We start from the raw sequence: 22,346 nt of genomic DNA, 5'->3' as shown, positions 1-22,346 counted from the left end.
GTTCTAGAAAATCTTCTGCGGATTTGTCACACCAGAGGAGATAAAGCAGGCGACTCATCGCTTTTTGCAACTATACGTTCTATCCATAGTTTGCTTGTGAATTTTTCGTGCCAAATGGTTTATCTTTTGTTTTGAATGCCTATTTTTCAAGCTTTCTGCAAGAATTTAGGCGTAGGATAGATACAAACTTATCAACTTGGATAGGGGAGAATCTCAATGAGTCAGAATATGTATCGCAAACTTCGTCGGCGTGTTAAGCGACGGGTTCCACTCTCGGCGGTTGTCGCATTGACGGTTTTGTCCGCATCCATTGGCGCTGGATCAACCTTGCTCACGACAAATCTCGTCAACACAGCGCAGGCAGCCGGAACAAACCAATCAAATACCAATCAATCGATTTCAAACATGAGCTATACAACACCAAAAACTCCGACACAGACGGTCAATGTCTCACTTTCTGACGGGATCATCAACACGGTCAAAAAGGCAACACCCACCGTGGTAGGTGTCCTAAACATGCAAAACCAACCAAACGCCAACGGAATTGGCACGAGCCTTCAGGAGGCGGCAATCGGCTCCGGCGTCATCATCAGCTCTGCCGGTTATATTGTCACGAACAACCACGTCGTCGAAGGTGCAAATCAAGTCCAGGTTGTAATCGATCAGCGCAAGCGTGTCGTGGCAAGTGTCGTGGGAACTGACCCCTATACAGATCTTGCCGTCCTCAAAGTCCCTTCGTCTGATATCACACCCGCAAACGTCGCGGTGCTTGGAAATTCAAGCACACTGCAAGTCGGCGAGCCTGACGTCGTCATCGGCAACCCAGCGGGACTGCAGTTCGCCGACACCGCAACGGCTGGAATTATCAGCGCGACACAGCGCACCATGCCCGTGCAAGATGAATTGACCGGACAAACCCTTGGCAACGAAACCGTCTTACAGACGGATGCCGCGATTAATCCAGGAAACAGCGGCGGTCCTGTCCTGAACATTCTGGGGCAGGTTATCGGCATCGCGAGCAGCAAGATTGCCGCGCAAAATTTTTCAGGCATGGGATTCGCCATCCCGATCAACACCGTTAAAAAGATTGTCAATCAAATCCTGACATCTGGACACGCATTACACGCGGCACTCGGAATTTCCGGCGCGTCACTCGCCAATATCCCAAGCTACTACTCACCAAACGTTCCGGTCACCTATGGGGTGTGGGTCGACGCGACAGACAATCCAAACGCCAAGGCTGCCGGTTTTCAACACGGGGATATCGTCGTTGCCGTAAACGGAAAGAAGGTCACTGGCCTTACGAGCCTCCAGAATATCTTGGCCAATTACACGCCGGGACAGATCGTGCAGGTGACGATCTACCGCGGTTCGAAAAAAATGGTGCTCACAGACAAACTGAGCAACTTGCCGCCACTGCAGATTCAAGGAAACGGCAGCGGTCCTGTCGTCGGATAACATGCACTATGGCAATCGCTCCGGTGCTCTTGCGAGCAGTTTTAAAAACGCAGAGCGATTGCGGATCACATCAGCGAGTGTGTAGCGGTCAAGGACGTGCAGGTAGGCTTGAAGCGCCGCCGCAAGCATGCCTTGCAGTCCGCATGCCCCTTGAATCACGCACATCTGCTCGCCTGAGAAACAGTCCACCAAGTTCATGTTTTCCTCAAGCTCCCGCACCAGCCAGCCGATTGAGATATCGGCTGGCTCTTTGGCGAGTTCAATCCCGCCATTGCGCCCCCGCAGCGTCCTGATAAGCCCTAACTTTGCAAGACGTTGCCCCACGCGCACCAGATGATGATGAGAAATACCATATGCATTGGCGATCTGTTCTAAACTCGCCTTTTGCTGGCCCTCTAAACTTCCAAGATAAATCAGTGTCCTCAAGGAGTAATCCGTAAAAAGCGTCAGATTCATCGACAGCCCACCCGCTTGTTTCTCAGAATTCAACCCGCAAATCGTAATGGATACGCCACAAGATTCTATTGCACAACGAAACATGCATTTGATATACTTCTTTTCGTGTCGCGTGTCGAGTCTCCGCCACAGAAAGGTGATCATTCATGTTACAAGAAAAGACTATCGCGGTCATCAAGGCGACCATCCCTGTACTTGAAGTGCACGGCGAGGCGATCACACGCCGATTTTACGAGCGGTTGTTTGAGGCGCACCCGGAACTTCTCAATGTCTTCAACATCAACAACCAGCGCCAAGGGCGTCAACAGGCGGCACTCGCCAACGCCGTTTATGCCGCTGCAGTCCACATTGAAAAACTTGATGCAATCATCCCCGTCGTTAAACAAATTGGCGCAAAGCACCGCAGTCTAGGCGTACTTCCTGAGCATTATCCGATCGTCGGCGAGCATTTGCTAGGCGCGATGCGCGACGTGCTTCAAGAGAGTGCCACAGACGAAATCATTGCCGCCTGGGCCGAGGCATACGGAATCATTGCCCAAGCGTTTATCGACGTTGAGAAAGAAATGTATGAGGAAGCCGTCAAACAGCCGGGCGGATGGGAAGGACTGCGCAGTTTCCGCATCGCGCGGCGCGTCAAAGAGAGTGATGTCATTGATTCCTTTTATCTTGAACCGCTCGACCAAAAACCCATTGCCTCTTATCAACCCGGACAGTATCTCACGCTGCAACTTAAAGCGCCTGGGGTCGACTATGCACAAATGCGCCATTACAGCCTGTCTGACAGCCCGAACAAGTCCTACTACCGTATCAGCGTCAAACGTGAAGATGAGCGTGACGCAACACCCGGCGGTCTGATTTCCCGTTACATCCACAGCTTGGCAGTCGGCGACACGGTCGAAGTGGCCGCTCCGGCAGGTGAATTTATCATTGAGGAAAACAATCATCCGCTCACACTGCTCAGCGGCGGTGTCGGCATGACACCTTTTATGAGCTATTTGAACACTGCGGCAGAACGCCTCAGCAATCGTTCCATCGTGTGGATTCACGCCGCGCTAAATGGAGATGTTCACGCATTTGCAGATGAGTCAAACCAACTCGCGCAACGTTTGGCGAACCTGACCAAACGTGTCGTGTATGAGCGCCCGACAGCGCGTGATGAGCAGGAAAAACGATTTGACGCGAAAGGCTATATCACTGCAGATGTCTTGCGCGAGGCCGGGTTTAGGCCTGATGGACTCTTTTACATTTGTGGTCCAGAATCGTTCATGCGCGCAATGTATCGCTTGCTCACGCAACTTGGCGTAAAAGAGAAGAACATCTCCTTTGAGTTCTTTGGTCCCGCAAGCTCCATTGAGGCGCAGGCAGTCGCCAACTAATTTTAGTCCATGTTGTGCGATAAAGGGCACGGCGCGTTTACGCGTCAGTGCCTTTTTTTCCCTCTTCAGACAAGCGCTCAAAACGCGCGATCAGATCACTGTTTTTCGCGGCTAATTCCTCGTGCATGGCTCGCAGCTCACGCAGTTCATCAAGAACAGCGTCATGTGTTTCGCGCAAGACAGACTCCATGCGATCGCCTTGGCGATTGCTGACAAGCGCCAGTACAGGAAGTGCCACGCCCTGAAAGAAGACGGACACGACAAAAAGAATCCAGCCCTGCGCCCCGCTTGGTAGTTGAATCAACAGTGTTGACACGATGAGCATGGATAAGATCCAGAACGTCCACATGGTTGCCAATCCGTTTGAGAGACGATCTGCAATCCACGAATTAACCTTTCGAATCGCATTTCCCACGCGGCGAATTTTTTCCTTAATACGATAAAAAATCCGATGAATTAAGCTCTGCCTTTTTCCCCCTTCCGTATCGATCGACGACGTTCTCATTTCCATTTGCCTGTCTTCAGCCACAATTTCCCCTCCTACCCATCCCTCTCGTCACAGCAACAAACGGCGAGCCTGTTTTTTTATCCCAGCGGCGAATCTCCTACCCTTCTTCCAGCGGCTGCGTAGATCCGCTCCATCCAAGCCATATTTTGCAGCGTTCCATCTTCTTCCTCAACAAGCGTGTTTCCCGTCCGGATCGCTTCTGCAAACGATTCGACCATCAAACGGTACATTGCGTCATGCGCCAAGGTTTCTACTCGATGAACATCCTCCGTCGCAATCTGCAGATTCGGCGTCCCTTTATCCGGGCGAAATGGATACTCCACCCGAATCGTTCCCCGATCACCAATGATCTCCACGCACTGTCGATCTGCGAAGGAAAATGAACAGTCAAGATAGCCAAAGCGTCCGCCCGAAAATTCAAGAATTGCCAGGAGAGTCTGATCCACCACGCCACTTTCATAGAAAGCGGCAGACGCCTTCACGCTCACCGGCTCACTTCCATCCATCAACGTGCGAATCGCATGCACAGCATAACAGCCCACATCATAGAGTGCGCCGCCCCCCATTTCCGGCTGCAGACGAATATCATTCTCTCGATTGAGCAAAAATGAAAAGACCGCATGGACCGCACGAAGGGAACCGATTTCGCCTGAGGCGATGATCTCGCGAACGCGCTTCCACTGGTGATGGTGCGTGTACATAAACGCCTCGCGAAACACGACGCGATGCGCTCTGCACGCTGCGATCATTTGGTTCGCCTCCGCTTTGTTTCGCGCAGCCGGTTTCTCACACAATACATGCTTTCCGTGCATGGCCGCCAAAATCGTCATCGGTGCGTGCAGGTGATTGGGCAGTGGAATGTAGACGGCGTCAATGCGTGGATCACAAAGGAGTTCCTCATACGATGCGTAACACACAGGAATGTCATGTTGCTCTGCAAACGCGCGGCCACGAGCCTCATCACGGCTTGCAAGCGCAGTGATTTCAACGCCCTGCGCCTCTTTCATCGCAGGGATCAGTTGGTTCGCGGCGATGCGCGCCGCGCCAAGGATGCCAAAGTGGATCGTTTTCATCTCTCACTCTCCTGATCACAAAATAGCGGCACAGCCTATTATATTTTCGGCCGTCGGTGGCGCGGGGAGCGCCATGTACTGTCTATTCTTTTTTATCTTGCAAGGCGTGAATCACAGGATGCCCCCACGCCATCGTAAAATTCCTGTAAGCCTTGACCACCATTGGCTCAAACGCATTTTTCACGGATAACAGCGTAAACTTTCTCTCTCTGGGAAATCCAGGAATTTCAGCAATTTCAAAGACACCTTGATGCAACTCCTGCTGAATCGACAATTCAGAGAGGATTGCGATCCCAAGTCCTGCTGCGACCCCCTCTTTGATCGCTTGGGTACTTCCCAATTCAATCAAGCGTTGGGGCGTCATCTCTACTTCAGATTGCCAGAGATCAAACACCTGACGCGTGCCTGATCCCGTCTCGCGCACGAGCCATGTCTGATCTTTGAATGTTGAGGAACTGTGACTTTGCAAATGACCATGGTCCACTTTGCCAGAACGTACCACATAAAGCCGATCAGAGAAAAGCGGAGACTGGGATAGCCCTGCCAATTTAGGATTTGCCTCGATAATGCCAAGATCCAATTTACCATCGTGCAAAAGCGACTCGATCGTTTGCGAATTCCCAATCGTGACACGCGGTATAACATCAGGGTGTTCAAGTTGAAATTCCGCGAGCAGCCGAGGCAACACGTATTCGCCATACGTAAAACTTGCACCAACTGAAAAAACACCTGAGATACCTGTCGTCAACTCCTGAAGCACGGATCGCATTTGAAAATCCAGTCGATTCATCTGCTCTGCATACGCTAAAACAATTTCTCCTGCGCGCGTAAGACGCACGGAGCGATGTGAACGATCGAACAGTTGAACATTCAAATCGCGCTCAATGCTTTTGATGCTCTGCGTGACCGCAGGCTGAGACATTGGAAGCAGTTCTGCAGCCTTAGAGAAACTTTTGCACTCCGAGACCATTAAAAACACCCGTAAGCGATCATCCACAAGTGACTGCCTCCATCACCAAATTTATAAGTAAATATAATGCATAATATACATTATATCTATTTTACTTATATAACGGTACAACGTAAAGTATAGATAACAACATCACGACGGAGGTTAGCCATTATGAAGCGACTGCTTTTATCATTTCACACGCAATGGTTCACCATTGTCATGGGCGTCGGAATCGTCGCAGGACTGTCCGCCACGGCGCCGTTTTATGTTCCGGCGCGGGGACTTCTTTCAAATGCACTGGCGAGCATCGACGGCGTCTTACTCATCGCAGCGACACTCCTGCTCCTCTTTCAATTGATTGTGCATCCACAAAAAACACTAAATGATTTCTTCGACCCGGCCCGCACCCTTTTTTACGGCGCGTTTGCCATGGCCATCAACGTTGTCGGCAATGATGTGCTCATTCTCGGTGCACACTCGATCTACGCACAGCTTGCCATTGAGACCAGCAAAGTAATCTGGCTCATCGGCTGTATCGTCTCACTTTTTTCCGTGCTTGCAGTCCCTATCGTGCTTTTTTTGCGCCGGGAAAAATCGCTGGAACACACACGCGCGGCATGGCTGATCCCGGTCGTTCCACCCATCGTGGCAGCCGCCACTGGAGCCAATCTTTTGCCTTATTTCACAACACAGACGGCGCGGCTTGACATGACTCTCGCCATTCTTGCTCTGTTCGGAATGACCCTCTTTTTCTTTCTGGTGATGAGCGTATTCGTCGTGTCACGACTCACTCACCACGCACGCATCAGCGGATTTGAAGCGCCGAGTATCTTTATTGAAATCGGCCCCATCGGGATGTCGATGGCGACACTGTCCAATCTCGCAAACCACACGACTGCGCTTCCCTTTCTTAGCGGGAGTGTTTTAAAAACGCTCGCAATTCTCGTCTCGTGCGGAATGTACGGCATTGGATTCTGGTGGATCATCACAGCTTCTTTTTTCTCGATCTATCATCTCACTCACCGTGGGGACGGTCTCAAACACCACCTTGGTTGGTGGAGCTACGTCTTTCCGCTCGGCAGTTTTACGACAGGCACATTCTCGCTTGCCGCACTGCTTGGCGAGCCAACGGTTTTACGCACCGCAGGAGCGATTCAGTTCTATCTGTTGTGGGGATTTTTTCTCATCGTTGTCGCGCAGACCTTGCGCCCTATCTTCCTTCCGAGTTCTCACAAAACCGCGCAAAAATCCCTTTCGCCTCACGCGCAAAGCGCACAACGAGGTCACCTGCGCCCTGTGACGCTGCCATCCGATGTCCTTGACCCGCCCACAGGGACATAAACGATGCATCCATAGCCGCAGCCGCCGCTTTGCGAAGTGGACTCGTTAACGCGTGCTGGATCGGATAATCCGGAATGGGCGTCTCCCCCGCTTCAAGTTGATCGATAAAGGTTGTGCGAAATCCACGCGCGTACTTACCTGTGAGTGCGCGCGTCACAACCGTCTCCGTTTCCTCGCGCTCAAGGAGCGCCTGCTGCAAAAGCGTGTGTGCGCCACTCTCGCTGGCCCGCAAAAATGCCGTTCCCATCTGCGCACCAGCTGCGCCAAGCGCGAGCACTGCCGCAAGTCCCCGGCCATCCATCACGCCACCTGCCGCAAGCACCGGGACATTGACCGCATCCACCACCTGTGGTATAAGAGCCGTCGTACCGATCAACGACCTGCCACCATCTTCGAGAAACGCCCCGCGGTGTCCGCCCGCCTCGCTTCCCTGCGCCACAATCGCGTCCATCCCGTTTGCCTCAAGCAGCGTGCTTCGGCCACCGACGTGGCGCTGCAAACGAGCAACCTGCCCTCTTCTTTGAAGCGACGGATCACCTCAGCGTCTGGCAGGCCAAACGTAAAACTGACGATCGGCACGCGCTGATCCAGCACAACCTCTACCTTTTCCGCAAAATGATCATCCACGCTCCACGTCGGTAGGACTGCTGCAGAAACACCTAGTGTATCCCGCACGCTTTTTAACGCATCCCACATCACCTGCGCGTCAGACCCCGCGCTGGCGTGCAGGGCTTGCGGGACAAAAAGATTGACCGCAAAGGGTTTGTTTGTCTTCGCTCGCACCGCATCAATCTGCTTTGCGAGTTCGCCCGGCGACAAATAACCACCAGCGAGCGATCCGAGTCCACCCGCCTCGCTCACAGCAACGACCAGTTCCGGCGTCGTCGGGCCGCCTGCCATTGGCGCCTGCACAATGGGAATCTCTATCCCAAAGCATTCTGTAAACGCGGTTTTCATCGGTCCATCCCTTGCTCTGAAATGACAACGCTGCCTTTTGTCATTTTTAGCTTTCTCCAAAGCCAAACGGAAAGCGCTCCGTTATATCCAAACAAGAGCGAATAGGTGCCAAGGCTCCACGGATCATTGATGAGTGACGCGTGCAGTGAAGAGGAGGGAAGCAAGAAGTGAAACGCGATACGCAAAAGGAATAACAATGTCACAATACTTCCGATCGCGCCGTGTACCCGGTAGTTGAGTATTCCGTTGCGATCTTGAAAAGCAGCCGTTTTTAACGCAAGCGCACTCAGAACAATGCCGCAAAGAATGCCCATCACATATCCGATAGCCCCTGGAAAGCGAAGCGCCCCTTGGGTGACGACTGGAATGACCAACAAAATTGCACTGACGACAATCCGCGTCATCACTTGGACGGGAATCAGCGGGCGAAACGTTTTCAAACGCCGCACGCGAAGAAGGAGTGAAACAGCGATTGCGGCAATAAGAATACCGACACTTGCGTGCAGCGAAGTCATCGTGAAATCCCCTTCTCTTCCAAATCTTCTCTATCCCATCGTACGGTACAGAAAGATTGGATACAAGAGGTAAAAATCGAGACAAATCACGTGATTTTGGTATCATCTCGCGCACCGCTCGCCGCTCGCCACTCCGTGACATACGTTTCGAGCGCTGCGTGAAGCGCGCGGCCGATCTTTGCGTAGTCATCATCTGCCAAATTTGCGAGCGAGACGCGAATGGACCACGCCGGTCCATAAAAACCGCCACCGTTTAAAAGGACAATGGAGGATTGCTCAGCAAGGCGCAACAAAATATCGACAGGACTGTACGCTTTCGTAAGATAGTCAGAAAAACCTTGTCCATAATGCGACACAGCCCACTCCGCCAGATCAAACTGCGTATAATAGTCGGCGTCATTCGGCAGGTTCGGAAAGGGGAGCCCGAGACCTTCATAAAGCAACCGCATGCGTTTGTGACAGATTTCGCGCGTCTGATCGCGGTACGCAAGCCCCTCTTGCAACATGGCAAACACGGAAAAAAGCGCCATCTGCACTTGCTGAGGCGTCGAGAGCCCCGCCGTGTGATTGAGCGCAACCTGTCGGCTGTCGGCAACCATCCGATCAATAAATCGCAACTGTTCCGGCTCCGTTGTCAGTGAAGAATAGCGTGCGTTGAGACGTTTTTTCTGTGTTTCCGCGAGGTGCTTGAGTCGGTCGTCAAACACATTCTTTTCATGGAGTGCAATCACCCCAAGGCGCCACCCTGTCACGCCAAAATACTTGGAATACGAATAAACGCCAATCGTGTGATACGGCAAGTCCGCCATAAGCGACTGGAAATGTTCAACAAACGTGCTGTACACATCATCCGTTATGATCATGAGCCGCGGATTGTACTGCTTGATCGTGTCAATGAGATGCTGACGTGTTTTTTGATCGATGGCAACCGACGGCGGATTACTCGGATTCACTAAAAAAAGTGCGCGAATCGAAGGGTCCCTCAATTTGTCAATCTCGTCTGCTGGGTACTGCCACGTATGGTCTCCGTTTGAGGATGTCGCTGAGGCGTGAATCTCCACAATGTCAAAATCATACTCCGCGAGGTGTGGAATCTCCACATAGGGCGGGAAAATCGGCACCATAATCGCGACGCGGTCTCCACGCGCGAGAAGTTCATTCTCAAGCAGCGATTGAAAAATGTAACACATCGCCGCCGTCGCGCCCTCTACGGCAAAAAGCTGATATCTGCCATCCGGCGGCTTATTGTCACAGAGTTCTTGCATGAGATATGCGTTTACGACACATTCGATATGGCGCAGCATACGATCGGGCACAGGATAGTGATCGCCGATGATCCCATCCACCAATTCATACAGCCAATCATCCGGATCAAACGCAAAGCGATGTATCCCGTATGCGATGATTTTTGCAAGAAGATCCATCCCCGGACGATCGCGGTGTTTGGCTTGATAAACCTCAAAACGCGCAAAAACACCGTGGCGACTGGGCATCCCCGCAAGATCGCCCGCCTCAAGGGTCAATTTTGCCTCATCCACCGCAAACTGGCCCAACGCAAAAAACGCTTCGCGCGCGGTCGCAGCGATCCAATTCGGATTGCCGCGACCAGCATTAAGCATGGCGCGCGCACTTTTTTTCTGTTTGCTCTCGGCGAGTGCGATAAGTTCATTTTTAAACTCGAACGGACTGATTCCTTCATATCGTTTGCCAAGCAAAAGCCGTTCTTCGACCGTCATGGTCACGCTCCATCGCCCCTTGATCGCATCGATTCTTATCACTAAAACGGTCTCAATATGCGTGCCAATTTAAATTCCTATTCCCTGTGCACAGAATTCCAGCTTTGCAGGAATCTGTGCGCCAATCGCGAATACAGTTTCTTGAAGTGAAACTTTCAAAAAATTGTCTAAGATCGGGAGGTTTGATCCTTATGACCATTGCGCGAAAGTTGCGCACTTTGACCGCGACAAGCGCACTTCTGGCTAGCGCTCTCTGGCCCTTGACGGGACTGACCGCCGCGCACGCCGACACGACAGATGTGAAGGTGCCGCAAGGTGTTGGCGAGACGGTTCTAAACAATGCCGCGGTGTTTGCCGCTACACCAGCCAACACACCTGTGACGGTTACCATTGTTCTGAACACCGTTAACACGCAAGCACTTCAATCCTACATTCAGCAGACGACAACGCCTGGCAGTTCAACCTATCATCAATTCTTAAGCGTGGATCAATTTGCAACGCAATTCGGTCAACCTGCGAATGTCATACAGGCGATCACCAGCTATCTTTCCCAGTATGGAATCACCTCAACCGTTTTTGCGAATCACCTGGCGATCACCGCGAACGGAACCGCCGGACAATTTAATCGAGCATTCTCTGTGAACCTCCTCAATATGACTTATGATGGACATGATTTCCACGGAACAAAGATCTCCCCCATGCTTCCAGAAACACTTGCTCAAACCGTGTTGGCCGTACTTGGTCTAACGAATTATGGCAATTTTTCAAGTCGCGCTGTTAAACCATTACCCCAACTCGCAAGAGCTCAATCGACCTCATCAACGTCCGTGCCACCGGGTGAATTGACACCCGCGTTTGTCGCATCTCACTACAATGTAAATCCGCTTTACAAGACAAATGATTTTGGACAAGGGCAGACGATCGGCATCGTGACACTCGCCAGTATGAATCCGAGTGACGCCTACAGTTTTTGGAACACCCTTGGGCTCGCGACAACTCCCAACCGTATCCATTTGGTGAATGTCAATGGCGGGGCAGGACCCGTATCACTTCAGACAGGATCTGATGAGACGACGCTTGACGTCGAACAGTCAGGCGCCCTCGCACCACAGGCAAACATCATCGTTTATCAGGCGCCAAACACGGACTATGGATTTGCCGACGCGTTCTTTCAGGCTGTCAGTGACAATAAGGCGGGCTCGATCTCAACCAGTTGGGGGGAGAGTGAGCCCGCCATTCAGGCGACGATTGCTTCTGGACAAGAATCGCCGAATTACAATCTGGTCTTTAATGAGATTGCGATGGAAGCGGCGGCACAAGGCATCTCGATGTTTGCGGCGGCAGGGGATGCAGGGGCATACGATGCCAGTCGGGATATGGGGACGACGCAACTTTCCGTCGATGCACCTGCAGACAGCCCATACATTACGGCGGCAGGCGGCACAACGATTGCCGGAACGCAAAATTACGGAAGTTTTTCCGTCACCGTTCCACAGGAACGCGCGTGGGGATGGGATTATCTCTGGCCGTTCTGGCAACAATTTGGCGCGTCAAGCGAAGCGAGTTTCGCTGAGGCGTTGGTTGTCGGTGGAGGCGGGGGATACAGTTCCATGTATGCAGAACCTTGGTATCAATCCTCTTTTAACAACAATCCAGCTTCCAATAACACGAACAGTGGGTTACGTCAATTTTCCGCCGTTCCTTACCTGACTCCGATCAACAACAATACTGCATGGCTGTTTAATCCGACACCCTCCGTGACAACAGGCAGTTCACCAGGCCGTGCCATGCCAGCCTTGCGATGAATGCGGACCCTCAGACAGGCTATGCAGTTTACTCCACACTTTTTACTTCCGCGTACGGTTCGCCGTGGGCGCAATACGGCGGCACAAGCTTTGTCGCGCCTCAACTTGCAGGCGTTGCCGCACTGATCAATCAGAGCCAAGGCGGCCGCGTCGGGTTCTGGAACCCACAGATTTATCAATTTGCACAAACCAGAAAGTCACCTTTCACGCCGCTTGATACGTCCGGCACAAGCAATGACAACCTGTATTACACGGGACAAGAAGGCGCCCTCTACAATCCGGGAACAGGGCTTGGCATTCCAAACTTTGCGAAACTCGCCGCGAGTTTCACATCCGCTCAAAACCAAAGCAGTCAATGAGGCGCTTGGCGCATGCAAAAAAAAGGACCGACAAAGTCGGTCCTTTTTATGCAATCCCAAACTTCATATACTGATCCTTAAAATATTTCTGAAGCTCAATCGCCGGGTCTTCATCCACACGTTTCATTCCAAGATCCTTAAGTGTCTGCTGAAGCCCATCTCGCAAAGCGAGTTCACTCTGTTTTCCTGACAGCGATAATGCTTCAAGCGCCTCTTTCAATGCGCGCAACACTTTAGGAGCAATAAAGGAAATGTCGTGTCCCACAGCCATCATTCCGTGGAGCATGCCACGCGTCAACTCCGAAATCGCAAACGTGTGAAGCGGTACACGACTATCGAGCACTCCCGCGACAATGCTGCGCGCAATTTGTGGAATCTCTTCAATACTCTTTGCCTGCATCGTCATTTTTGAAGAATCATCATGCAAGGTATTGCAATACATCGCTACTTCATGCGTGATGATTGGGCACAAACATGTCTCAGAGGATGTCTCCTGCGTCTCAATTCCGTGAACTAGACTTTGTCGAAAATCAAAATCCATGTCAGTCACTCCCGCTTTTTCATTTTTGCGCATAAAAATACCGTGACGGGATTCATCACGGAAGCGCGAAATGAAACGTGAAGGTAGCGGACATAACCTGTCACCTCTCTTTCCGCTGACGAGGTTAGCTGGCGGGTTGGGAGAAAGAGCTCTCCGTCTGGCCTACGGCCAGATACACCCCAAAAGATTGGTTCCCCCGCTTCCGATCTTCATCGAAATTAAGCGTGTGATCTTCAATTGTATGAAGAGACTCATGTCTCTCTGATTATTCTACCCAACTTCCACAAAAAACGCAATGGCATCCGTTGGAAACCAGGCAAAAGAAGCATCATCCGCAATGATCCCCCATTCCTGACGCGTTTCCATCGTCATAGACTCCTTCCTCTCTGATTCAATTCGATCACCTGCCGCAATGATTCTTTGCGCCTATTTTTCACACGCTGTGTCAGCGGCAATATGACATAAAACGTCGTGCCCACACCGTGTTCACTTTTCATTGTAAGCCGACCGCCATGCTCCCGCACGATTTCGTGCGCGATCGACAACCCGAGTCCTGCCCCAGACGCACTGCCAGAGCGGGCCTGATCCGCCCGAAAAAATCGGTCAAACACAAACGGCTGTTGTTCTTTGCGAATTCCAATGCCTGTATCAGAGACAGCGATGATCATTCCGTGCCTCTCTCGCTCAATTGAAATGCGGACAGAACCGCACGCCGTATATTTGATCGCATTGTCAAGCAGAATGGTCAGCACTTGCTCCAAACGCTCCGGATCTGCCTGAATCTGATACGCTGACATCGCCTTCGCTACGTCATCTCCATCCAAATGGGCATCATAAATCTCGTCAAGGGTCGGTTTCATCTCAAGAGACAGCCCTTTGGCGCTTGCAGCGAGAAGGGAGGCATTCCACACTTCGTCAACCAGTTCCAACACATTCAGTTTCATCGGCTGTGCCGTCACCCGTTTGGCATCCGCGCGCGCGAGCAACAACAGGTGATCGGTCAGTCGCGTCAAACGTTCCACCTCCCGCTCCATGCCATCGATCCACGGTCTTCTATGGCTCACGGGCTCATCCTGACGCGCCTTGATCATTTCTAAATGCAATTGAAGTGTCGCAATCGGCGTCCTAAGCTCGTGCGACGCATCAGCGACAAAGCGCTGTTGTTGATCAAAAGAGCGCACTGCCGGGCGCAGAAAGATGCGTGACATGATAAATCCTGACACAGATGCCAGAAAAAGTCCTGCCGCGCCGACGAGAAAAAGAACACGCCGCAGCGCCGAGAGCGCTGCCTGAATCGAGTTCATGTCAAGCGCAATCTGCAAATAACCTGAGGTTTGATGATAAAGTGTTGTCAAGCGAATCGTATAAACGCGAAAATAGCTGTCCGTTATCGAATTAAATTGAGACGTATAAGAGACTGAACCCCTAGCCACAAACGAAAACCCTTTTGTAATCTTAGGATTTGTCGAAGCGAGGATGCCACCAGTCGCATCGCGAAGCACAAGCGCGGTAACCTTTGGATACATCGCCGCGGTCTTTGTCAGCGAGACAAACTGTTCAGGAAAATAACCGTGATCGAGTGTCGCGCTGATCTGCGCGGCAAGCGGATCTGCTGTTTCTTTTAAGATTGCGTCAAGATTGCCGATCGAGAGTTGAGAAGTCAGCGCGTAGATTACAGTGGAACTCACCAGGTACAAAATGAGGTAAAGCAAGACCAACATCGCCGTCAATCGAATGCGAATGGTCTGAAACATGAATTACATCCCCTTGAATAGATAACCCATACCGCGAACGGTTTGAATCGTTGTTCCCACATTCTCCCCCGCCAAACGCTTGCGCTGCGCGTCGAGCTTCTTTCGCAAAATATGGACATACGCCTCCACGACGTTGCTGTCCACGTCATTGTCAAATCCCCACACCCGGTCAAAGAGTGTATCCTTGGCGAGAATGCGTCCGGCATTTCGCATAAAAAGTTCCATCAATTGAAACTCGCGCTGCGTCAATTCAAGCAGATCACCCCGATACGCCACACGGCGCTGAATGAGATCAAGCGAATAATCCCCCACCGCGATGTGATCCGTCCCCCGAAGATCACCGACGCGACGGGTGAGCGCGCGAATGCGCGCCATGAGCTCATTTACGCCGAATGGCTTGACGAGATAATCATCCGCTCCGCAGTCAAGCCCCGTCACGCGATCATCCTCTGCGGCACGCGCCGTCAAAAGCAAAATCGGCGTCTTATCCCCATCCTCGCGAAGTGTCCTAACCAGTTCAAAACCAGAAAGGCGCGGCAACATGACATCGACGATCAATAAATCGTAGATGCCTGCCCGCGCAAGGTCAAGTCCTTCTTCTCCATCCAGCGCCACATCGCAAACATACTGTTTTTCGCGCAAAACGGCGCGCAACGCGTTTACGAGATTCTCTTCATCATCGATGAGCAAAAAGCGCATCCACTTAACCCCTTTTAAGAACCGACCCCTGAAACGTTCCCGCGAGGCGAATCCCTTGCTGTGTCGCTGTGATCGCTTGGCGCTGCAGTGAATCGATCGCATGTTCAAGAAAACTCATCATTTTATCCGTGCGATGATGGGAAAGAAGATTTTCACTGCGGCGCTGCAAATCCAAAAGGCGTTTGATCGCTTGAGCGTCAAAGTCGACCGCTGCGCGATCAAGTGTCCGCGCCTCTGCAAATCGCCTTCCCCGTCCAAGATGTGACAATGCATACACCATTTGCTCGTGCAGATTGCGCCACGAAAAAACTTGGGCCTCCAGCCGCGTCGAAAGGGATTGCGACAAATCCGGCGCTGAAACATTTCCCTCCAGATACTGCTGAACCGTAAAGAGTTGAGCTGCCTCTACATTCAAATCATTTACGCGCGTTTCGATCATCTGCATCTTCGGGGATTTAAACGCAAGATTCGGCATCCCTTGAAGCCGACCAAGCAAAACCGCCTCTAACTGCGCGTTCTGTTCGTAGCGAGCGAGAAACGCTGCGTTCATATCCTTGGCCTGCGCAATCTCAGGCGCAAAACTCCCAAACAAGAGAATCGCAATGAAAATGAGGGCTGAAAATACACGCCTCAAAGCGCTCCCTCCTTACACCATTCTAGTCTATCAAGCATGCATCGTACACTACCAAATTTCAAGAGCCAAAGAAAAAAGCGCGGTCGACGGGGAGGAAGACCGCGCTCGTCACGCAAGATTGAATTCTCTCTAAAAATCTCGTGCAAAGTGATGCAGGCAAAACGCGTGATCGATCAAATGACAGTCGCCTTATGGCGCGACGGTCACTTGCACCGTTTCCGACACGCCTTGCTGTGTATACGTTACCGTGTACAATCCAGCTGTCGCGCCAGGCGCAACCAACAGAGTGCCGTTTGCACTGTCAATCGATACACCCGTCGCACCGACTGGACCGCTGAGGGTGTATACACCCTGATTCTGAAGAACGGCGCCAGACTGGGTCTTTACGACAGGTTGTGCAGCGACGACATCAACCGCCGTTTGCGCGCCTACTGCCGGAAGCGTCACGGTTGATGATTGATAGGCAAGCCCATAAACACTCGCTGGGACGGTTGAAGCAGTCGCTGTGTGCTCTTGGTTGATCCACACATTCGTATAGTGCATCGCAGACGTCTGCAGATTGAGAATGGATTGTTCCAGCGCCGTGAGACCATTGTCAAGCGGGTGCGAATTCCACGCAGAGTCCATTGTCTCGATGTGCCCCAGCTGGTAGTTGACGGAGTTCAACTGCAAAAGCGCAAGATGAAAATCATTTGCGGCAATCCGCGCGGCAACCTTTTCGTGATGATGTTGATCATAGTTGTAGCGATTTCTGTCCTGCTTCATCAGGAGTTCAAGATGGTTGCGCTCTTGCAGCATATGTTCGCGATTTGTCACAATCGTTTGCGGTTTTGGCAGTGCCGCGCGCGTAGCAAGAAGAGTTTGGTACGCAGTATAGAGCGACGCGCTTTGCGCGTTTAGGGATTGCACCGAAGCCGCATAAGACGATGTGCTGCCGCTTGGCATGCCCGCTTGCGCTTTCGCCAAAAGCGTGTTCTCGACTTGGACATTGTGCGCATAGCGCGCCTGAAAGGTATTGGTTGAGCTGATTTCCTGCGCAAATGCGCCAGAGCTCATCAGGCCAATCAAACTTCCGGCAAAACCAACGGCTGCAATCGTACGCGTTACGCGTTTCTTATTCATCTCAAGATCCCCTTTCATCTTTGCTTCACACCCAGAGTATGGTACGGCAACATGAAAAGGAGATGAAAAGGAAAAAACACACAGGGCAAAGCCCACTACGCCCGCTCAAGCGTCACGCGCGTTCCGCGGCCCGCCGGTTCAGCCGGCACCACAATCAGGCGCCGCGCCATGCGATCACGCAATTCGGGGACGTGACTGATCAGACCGATCGACAGCTCATCCATATGCAGGCGCTCAAGCGCCGAGATGACAATGTCAAGCCGCTCCTGATCGAGCGTGCCAAACCCTTCATCGAGAAAGAAAAATGAAAGCGGATGGTGACCGCGCAATTGAATCTGCGCAGAAAGCGCAAGGGCGAGCGCAAGGGATGTGAGAAACGTCTCACCTCCCGAAAGCGTAGAAACAGACCGCCGCAATCCTCCGTGATGGTCATCGCGCATCACAAAGCTTCCGTCCCCCTCAAGTTCGAGCCCATAGCGTCCGCGCGTCAACACGGATAGACGCTGCGTCGCAACCGCCGCAACCTGTTTCATCTGTTCGCGCGCCATGTACTCGACAAACCGATTGCCTGTTAAAAGCGTCTTGAGTGACTCCAGCTGTTGCACGCGCAACTCCGCTTCTTTTCTCAGCGCATTGAGCTCTACATACCGTTCATGACGCAAAAGCGTGTCGCGTTCCTGTTTCTCTTTTTCAATCCACAGGCGCTTCGCAGCTTCAAAGCGTCTTTCTGTCTCTTCGCGCGCTGTGCAGATCTCCTGCCACACCTGTTCCGACACCCTCGTTTGCCCCATCTTCGAAGCGAGTTCAGCCGCAATCGAGCGCAGGCGCAAGCGTTCATCTTCAAATACCCGAATATCCGTTTCTAACGCCTCGCGCTCATGGGCTGTTCGTTTTGCCTGCCGCACCTCCGTCTCATCGCGAAATCCGACTTCACAAAGCGCTTGCGCCAACCCCTCAGACGCGCGACACACTTCGTCTTCTGCCAGGTTCAGCTTGACCGAGACCATTTCACGAATGCGCTGCGCCTCTTTTGCAAAAGTGCCAGCCTCCTCAAACCGACGGTGTGCCGCCTCTTCTTGTTCACGCAGCCCCGTGAGCAACGCGTTTACTTCGTCGATTTTCTCGGCAATGGAGATTCCGCCCGTCAGTTCCGCCAACTCTCGCCCAAGCCTTTCCACATGCTGCTCAGCGCTCACACACTCACTCGCCACGCTCTCAAGCTGCGTTTCACATGCTGCGAGCTTCTTTCTCAGCGCATCAAGCGAAACCTGCCTCGCCTCACTTTCGGCGCGCAGTTCCGCCGCTTCTCGCCGCGCATGTTCAGAACGTTTTTCATCATCCAAAAGCGTTTCGCGCAGCCGCAAAACCGCAAGCGCCGCCTCTTTCTCTCCCAGCGTCCCGTCCACACCGGAGGAAAGCGCCGCCGCCTGCCACTGCTCCGTCGCATCGTCGCACTCACGTTTTGCTTCCGCCTGTCGCGCAGCCCACTCCGTCAGGCGCTCAAAAATCGTCGCTCGCCTCTCCTGCAGTGTCGCCAAACGAGTAGCGTATTGGCTTAGCGCCTCCTGACGCGTTTCACGCACTGCGCGCAAATCAAGCCATTCACTCTCCCTTTGCTCGCGTTCCTTCCGCATACGCTCAGTCGTTTTTACAAGCGTTTCATAACCGCGAAAAAACTCGGAAGCGCGCTTTGGAACGCCATCTGCGAATATTTGCGATACTTTTGCCTGAAGACTCTCGCTTGGACCGCCCGCCTCAAAGCAACTGACCAGTCGCCGCCACGACGCTTCCCACACCTGTGTGCAGTCCGCTTCGTAAGACATTACAAGTTGATACTCAGCCTCTGTTGTATTCAAAACCAGGCGCGCCTGATCGTGCGCGTCACGCGTCTGCTCAAATGCCGCGCGCGCGTCCAGCTCATGGCAGTGCAAGTCAGACAAAAGCATTTGTTCGTCATCATCGCAATCTATAACATCCTCCTGCGCCAAGTGGGGATGATAGAGCGAGCCGCAGACCGGGCACGGCTCTCCTGTGCGCAATTCGTTTGCCGCTTGCGCAAAGAGCGCTCGACGGTCTGTATGTGTGCGCTCTTTACGTGCATCCTGCAACGCCTCATGCACTTCCCTTGCAGCGTCAAACGCGCGCCTGGCAAGTTCCTCAGCGATCACTGCACGCGCGTGGTGCTCTTTCACAGCCCGCACACGCGCAGCGGCCTCGCCATACCGCTCCTCTGCGTCTCGCAGTTGCTCTCCATTCACGCGCAAAGCAGCGATCCATACCCCGCGTTCGCGCTCCTCCGCCTCTTGTGTGAAATTCTCCTGAAGTGCGATCAACCGCTCTTCAAGCGCCATGTCCTCCGCCAATAGCGCCTGCTGCGCGCGCCACGTTTCTGCATACTCCGTCTCCACCTGTTTTGCGTAAGCCTGTCCACGCTCATGCTCCTTGCAGGCTTGCGCAAACGCTGCGACAGCCGCTGACCATCGCTCATATGCGCGCGCAGAGCGCTCAACTGCCGCGCGCCGTTCACGGGTAACGTAGCACGATTGTGCCAGCCATTCGCACGCTTTTTCGCGCTCCCGGGTTCCCTGCAACGCTTCCTCTTGCGCCAGTGCCTCCGCGCGAACCTCCTCCGCTTCCCGCGAGGCGTGCGCGCGCTGTTTATGTAACACAAAGAGCCGCTGCGCTTCACGCTCACGCTCTTTCTCTTTGTTGCGTCCCACATCAAGCGCACCAAGCAGCATTAAACCCTCAGGTTCATCAGCCTGTCGCTTTCGGCGCGCCTCCTCTAAAGCGCAGTTCTCCGCATCCCGCAATTGACGTGCTGCCTGATCCTTCCGATTTGCATCGGCAAAGCGCGCCGCTTCCTCATCCCGTTTCTGACAGGCAGTGATCCGCGCCTCAACAAATGGCCAAACCAGTTCTGCACGCTGACTTCTTTCAACAACCGCGCGCAGCTCATCAATCTCTGTCTGACGCTCCTCATGCGCCTTGACATGCAGGCACGCGCGCTCATAATTTGTCTGCAACTGCCACTGCGCGCGCGCGTTTTCATAATCACCGCTCACCTTGCGATACGCGGCGTCGCACTGTTCAAGCGTTGCAAGGGCGGCCAACCTTTCCTTTTGAGCTCCTGCGACTGCGTCTTCCGTCGCGTCTGCAAGTTCAGCAAGCCCCGCCAGATGCTGTGAGAGTGTATTTGACTCGCGCACGAGATGAGACTTGATCAATTCAAAAAGATTGCGGCCAAAGCGTTCTAACCCAAACAGTCGCTCGATCATCTCATTGCGCTCTTTGCCTTTTAACTGCAGAAATTCTGCAAACTTGCCTTGGGGAAGAACGACTGCCCGCGTGAAATCATGCATGGAGAGTCCAAGGATTTGCCGCACCTGCGCGTCAACCGCCGCGCGTCCTTCTGCCAGCGGCAGTTTCCCGACACAGCCATCCACATCCGTCTCAAGTGCAAAGACTCGACACGACTGAAGAGAAACGCCGCCACTGGCCTGCACTTGATAGAGTCGCTCGACCTCATAAGTCATTTCCTCACGCGCGCGACCGACAGAAAACGTAAAGTTCACTTCCATCTGTTTTTCCATCTGATGGATAATGCCCTGAATCGACGCACCTGCGCGCTCCACCCTCCCGTAGAGCGCAAGGGTCAATGCGTCGAGGATGGTTGATTTACCACTTCCTGTTGGCCCAAAAATCCCGAAGATGCCAGCCTCTGTGAGCGCATCAAAGTCGATTACCTGCTTCTCGCGAAAGCTGTGCAATCCGCGAATGGAAAGCGAGCGTGGCCTCACGCAGACTCCTCCTCTTGCCGAATCCCATCCACATCCCGCGTCTCACTCGCAAGCGCCAGGAAAAGCTTCACCATCGTGTCATCCGGAGGCACTCCATTTCGCTCCAGATAAAACTGCACAAAGTGTTCTTCAAGCGTGCGCGATATGCGATTAGCCTCTTCTGCCACAGCCTGCTCATCTGGGATGCCCGTCAGAACCGGCCGGATCTGCACGATCCCTTCGCGAAGCGTGCGCAAGCGATGTATCTCTTCAAACTCAAGCCCGCTGCGCACGTGGACGGAGAGATCGATCCACGCGTCGCGATCGCGCCCCTCATCAAGCCACGTGTACACCTGGTGCAAACCCTCCTGCGCAACCCAGCGAACGAGAGGGCGGCCGCTTTTTAGCGGAACGGTTTTGACCATCGCCGGCTGCCCCGGATGAACCTCCAGGATCGTGACCGACTTTTCCTGGGACGCCTCGGAAAAACTGTACGCAAGCGGCGATCCAGCGTAGCGAATCGGCATGCGTGCATCTCTTACGTCCTGCGGCCGATGAAGATGACCAAGCGCGACGTACTGTGCTTTGTCAGGAAAGACACTGGCGTCAACCGCGTAGGCACCACCGATTTGAATCTGCACTTCTGACTCGGATTCGACGCCGCCGCGAATATAGAGATGGCTCATAGCGATGTTCACCGTGTCGTCGCGAAAATGCACGGCCCGCTCGGCAAACCAGCTCTCTAGGCGGGCATTGTACTTTTCGCGCAGCGTGCGCTCATCAAGCGTTTCTGAAAGCACCTCACTGATTCTTGACTCGGATGGATACGGAAGCGCAAGCATCATCAGCGTCTCGCTCGCGGTGGGAATCGCCAGTTCAAAATATCCCACACCACCGCGCACGCGGTACGCCCTGTTTTGAAGTCGCTCTGTCGCGTCCGCCGCGCTTTTTGGAAGTCCCAAAAGTGTGATGCCACGCGGTTCAGCGAGTGGGCGGGCGGCGGAGATTCGCTCTGGATTGTCGTGATTGCCAGCGATCACGATCAGTCCGCGCGTTCCGCCGTCCGAGAGAGAGTCAAGCGCTTCATAGTACAACTGCTCGGCCTGCGCACTTGGATTGACTGTCTGGAATACATCCCCTGCCATCAGCACAACATCAATCGCTTCAGCGCGACAGATCTCTGCCATCTCGTGAATCACGGCGCGCTGTTCTGCCATACGATCGCGACCATCAAGGGTCTTGCCAAAATGCCAATCTGCCGTGTGAAGAATCCGCATGCCA

General features: G+C 53.1%; 18 protein-coding genes, 1 pseudogene and 1 riboswitch. Of the genes and pseudogenes, 5 read left to right on the top strand and 14 right to left on the bottom strand.

Features of this window, described 5'->3' with window-relative positions; all coding sequences use genetic code 11:
* The first annotated feature begins 216 nt into the window (after positions 1 to 216).
* Complete coding sequence (locus tag ATW55_RS07685) at positions 217 to 1,458, top strand: S1C family serine protease (protein WP_082685646.1); 1,242 nt, start codon at positions 217 to 219, stop codon at positions 1,456 to 1,458.
* A 6-nt stretch (positions 1,459 to 1,464) separates the two neighbouring features.
* Here ATW55_RS07685 and ATW55_RS07680 read toward each other — a convergent pair whose 3' ends face one another.
* A complete protein-coding gene (locus ATW55_RS07680; protein ID WP_067715094.1) occupies positions 1,465 to 1,914 on the bottom strand; it encodes an Rrf2 family transcriptional regulator in 450 nt (149 codons plus the stop codon).
* A 146-nt stretch (positions 1,915 to 2,060) separates the two neighbouring features.
* On the opposite strand from ATW55_RS07680, the gene hmpA reads away from it, so the two are divergent.
* Complete coding sequence (hmpA, locus tag ATW55_RS07675; protein ID WP_067715091.1) at positions 2,061 to 3,290, top strand: NO-inducible flavohemoprotein; 1,230 nt, start codon at positions 2,061 to 2,063, stop codon at positions 3,288 to 3,290.
* Between the two features lie 37 nt (positions 3,291 to 3,327).
* Here hmpA and ATW55_RS07670 read toward each other — a convergent pair whose 3' ends face one another.
* The 3 genes from ATW55_RS07670 to ATW55_RS07660 all read right to left on the bottom strand — a co-directional run bounded on the left by ATW55_RS07670 (position 3,328) and on the right by ATW55_RS07660 (position 5,868).
* The gene (locus ATW55_RS07670; RefSeq protein ID WP_067715088.1) at positions 3,328 to 3,819 is read right to left on the bottom strand and encodes a hypothetical protein; all 492 of its coding nucleotides are present in this window, start codon (positions 3,817 to 3,819) and stop codon (positions 3,328 to 3,330) included.
* A gap of 56 nt (positions 3,820 to 3,875) precedes the next feature.
* Positions 3,876 to 4,871 (bottom strand): Gfo/Idh/MocA family protein, encoded by a 996-nt coding sequence (locus tag ATW55_RS07665; RefSeq protein WP_067715085.1) that lies wholly within the window; start codon positions 4,869 to 4,871, stop codon positions 3,876 to 3,878.
* A gap of 82 nt (positions 4,872 to 4,953) precedes the next feature.
* Positions 4,954 to 5,868, bottom strand: coding sequence for a LysR family transcriptional regulator (locus ATW55_RS07660; protein ID WP_067715082.1), 915 nt, complete (start codon positions 5,866 to 5,868; stop codon positions 4,954 to 4,956).
* 126 nt (positions 5,869 to 5,994) lie between these two features.
* On the opposite strand from ATW55_RS07660, the gene ATW55_RS16765 reads away from it, so the two are divergent.
* Complete coding sequence (locus tag ATW55_RS16765) at positions 5,995 to 7,164, top strand: hypothetical protein (protein WP_082685645.1); 1,170 nt, start codon at positions 5,995 to 5,997, stop codon at positions 7,162 to 7,164.
* Here ATW55_RS16765 and ATW55_RS07655 read toward each other — a convergent pair.
* From ATW55_RS07655 to aspD, 3 genes and pseudogenes are all read right to left on the bottom strand, one after another.
* A pseudogene (locus ATW55_RS07655) lies at positions 7,154 to 8,064 on the bottom strand (nitronate monooxygenase); the annotation flags it as partial. The gene ATW55_RS16765 and the pseudogene ATW55_RS07655 sit on opposite strands and share 11 nt — an antisense overlap.
* A gap of 53 nt (positions 8,065 to 8,117) precedes the next feature.
* Positions 8,118 to 8,636: a hypothetical protein gene (locus ATW55_RS07650; protein WP_067715078.1), complete on the bottom strand. Its 519-nt coding sequence runs from the start codon at positions 8,634 to 8,636 to the stop codon at positions 8,118 to 8,120.
* A gap of 86 nt (positions 8,637 to 8,722) precedes the next feature.
* On the bottom strand, positions 8,723 to 10,372 hold the full coding sequence (gene aspD, locus ATW55_RS07645; protein ID WP_067715209.1) for an aspartate 4-decarboxylase: 1,650 nt from the start codon (positions 10,370 to 10,372) through the stop codon (positions 8,723 to 8,725).
* Between the two features lie 191 nt (positions 10,373 to 10,563).
* Here aspD and ATW55_RS07640 point away from each other — a divergent pair, with 191 nt between their 5' ends.
* Positions 10,564 to 12,177: a S53 family peptidase gene (locus tag ATW55_RS07640; protein ID WP_067715075.1), complete on the top strand. Its 1,614-nt coding sequence runs from the start codon at positions 10,564 to 10,566 to the stop codon at positions 12,175 to 12,177.
* Complete coding sequence (locus ATW55_RS07635; protein WP_067715072.1) at positions 12,174 to 12,536, top strand: hypothetical protein; 363 nt, start codon at positions 12,174 to 12,176, stop codon at positions 12,534 to 12,536. The genes ATW55_RS07640 and ATW55_RS07635 overlap by 4 nt, the downstream gene beginning before the upstream one ends.
* Before the next feature lie 46 nt (positions 12,537 to 12,582).
* On the opposite strand, the gene ATW55_RS07630 is transcribed toward ATW55_RS07635, so the two are convergent.
* The 7 genes from ATW55_RS07630 to ATW55_RS07600 form a co-directional block, all read right to left on the bottom strand.
* The gene (locus ATW55_RS07630) at positions 12,583 to 13,077 is read right to left on the bottom strand and encodes a hypothetical protein (protein ID WP_067715069.1); all 495 of its coding nucleotides are present in this window, start codon (positions 13,075 to 13,077) and stop codon (positions 12,583 to 12,585) included.
* 99 nt (positions 13,078 to 13,176) lie between these two features.
* Positions 13,177 to 13,312, bottom strand: a riboswitch (cyclic di-AMP (ydaO/yuaA leader).
* A gap of 133 nt (positions 13,313 to 13,445) precedes the next feature.
* On the bottom strand, positions 13,446 to 14,831 hold the full coding sequence (locus ATW55_RS07625; RefSeq protein ID WP_067715067.1) for a sensor histidine kinase: 1,386 nt from the start codon (positions 14,829 to 14,831) through the stop codon (positions 13,446 to 13,448).
* Between the two features lie 3 nt (positions 14,832 to 14,834).
* Positions 14,835 to 15,530: a response regulator transcription factor gene (locus tag ATW55_RS07620; RefSeq protein WP_067715063.1), complete on the bottom strand. Its 696-nt coding sequence runs from the start codon at positions 15,528 to 15,530 to the stop codon at positions 14,835 to 14,837.
* Between the two features lie 4 nt (positions 15,531 to 15,534).
* On the bottom strand, positions 15,535 to 16,164 hold the full coding sequence (locus ATW55_RS07615; protein ID WP_067715059.1) for a hypothetical protein: 630 nt from the start codon (positions 16,162 to 16,164) through the stop codon (positions 15,535 to 15,537).
* A 189-nt stretch (positions 16,165 to 16,353) separates the two neighbouring features.
* Positions 16,354 to 17,286 carry a hypothetical protein gene (locus tag ATW55_RS07610; RefSeq protein ID WP_067715057.1) on the bottom strand — a complete coding sequence of 311 codons (933 nt, stop codon included), beginning with the start codon at positions 17,284 to 17,286 and terminating at the stop codon, positions 16,354 to 16,356.
* Positions 17,287 to 17,381: 95 nt separating this feature from the next.
* The gene (locus ATW55_RS07605; protein WP_067715054.1) at positions 17,382 to 21,086 is read right to left on the bottom strand and encodes an AAA family ATPase; all 3,705 of its coding nucleotides are present in this window, start codon (positions 21,084 to 21,086) and stop codon (positions 17,382 to 17,384) included.
* Positions 21,083 to 22,342 (bottom strand): exonuclease SbcCD subunit D, encoded by a 1,260-nt coding sequence (locus ATW55_RS07600; RefSeq protein ID WP_067715051.1) that lies wholly within the window; start codon positions 22,340 to 22,342, stop codon positions 21,083 to 21,085. The genes ATW55_RS07605 and ATW55_RS07600 overlap by 4 nt, the downstream gene beginning before the upstream one ends.
* Positions 22,343 to 22,346 lie beyond the last annotated feature (4 nt).

The sequence above is a fragment of the Ferroacidibacillus organovorans genome (assembly GCF_001516615.1).
Lineage (GTDB): Bacteria > Bacillota > Bacilli > Alicyclobacillales > SLC66 > Ferroacidibacillus > Ferroacidibacillus ferrooxidans_B.
Note: the sequence above shows the minus strand (reverse complement) of the source record. Positions and strands in the feature narration are given on the sequence as shown.

What these genes read in the sequence shown, in the direction of transcription:
- hmpA (WP_067715091.1), top strand. Translation starts at nt 2,061, where the DNA reads ATGTTACAAGAAAAGACTATCGCGGTCATCAAGGCGACCATCCCTGTA.
- aspD (WP_067715209.1), bottom strand. Translation starts at nt 10,372, where the DNA reads ATGACGGTCGAAGAACGGCTTTTGCTTGGCAAACGATATGAAGGAATC.
- ATW55_RS07600 (WP_067715051.1), bottom strand. Translation starts at nt 22,342, where the DNA reads ATGCGGATTCTTCACACGGCAGATTGGCATTTTGGCAAGACCCTTGAT.
- ATW55_RS07630 (WP_067715069.1), bottom strand. Translation starts at nt 13,077, where the DNA reads ATGGATTTTGATTTTCGACAAAGTCTAGTTCACGGAATTGAGACGCAG.
- ATW55_RS07625 (WP_067715067.1), bottom strand. Translation starts at nt 14,831, where the DNA reads ATGTTTCAGACCATTCGCATTCGATTGACGGCGATGTTGGTCTTGCTT.
- ATW55_RS07610 (WP_067715057.1), bottom strand. Translation starts at nt 17,286, where the DNA reads ATGAATAAGAAACGCGTAACGCGTACGATTGCAGCCGTTGGTTTTGCC.
- ATW55_RS07635 (WP_067715072.1), top strand. Translation starts at nt 12,174, where the DNA reads ATGAATGCGGACCCTCAGACAGGCTATGCAGTTTACTCCACACTTTTT.
- ATW55_RS16765 (WP_082685645.1), top strand. Translation starts at nt 5,995, where the DNA reads ATGAAGCGACTGCTTTTATCATTTCACACGCAATGGTTCACCATTGTC.
- ATW55_RS07685 (WP_082685646.1), top strand. Translation starts at nt 217, where the DNA reads ATGAGTCAGAATATGTATCGCAAACTTCGTCGGCGTGTTAAGCGACGG.
- ATW55_RS07640 (WP_067715075.1), top strand. Translation starts at nt 10,564, where the DNA reads ATGACCATTGCGCGAAAGTTGCGCACTTTGACCGCGACAAGCGCACTT.
- ATW55_RS07620 (WP_067715063.1), bottom strand. Translation starts at nt 15,530, where the DNA reads ATGCGCTTTTTGCTCATCGATGATGAAGAGAATCTCGTAAACGCGTTG.
- ATW55_RS07650 (WP_067715078.1), bottom strand. Translation starts at nt 8,636, where the DNA reads ATGACTTCGCTGCACGCAAGTGTCGGTATTCTTATTGCCGCAATCGCT.
- ATW55_RS07665 (WP_067715085.1), bottom strand. Translation starts at nt 4,871, where the DNA reads ATGAAAACGATCCACTTTGGCATCCTTGGCGCGGCGCGCATCGCCGCG.
- ATW55_RS07680 (WP_067715094.1), bottom strand. Translation starts at nt 1,914, where the DNA reads ATGAATCTGACGCTTTTTACGGATTACTCCTTGAGGACACTGATTTAT.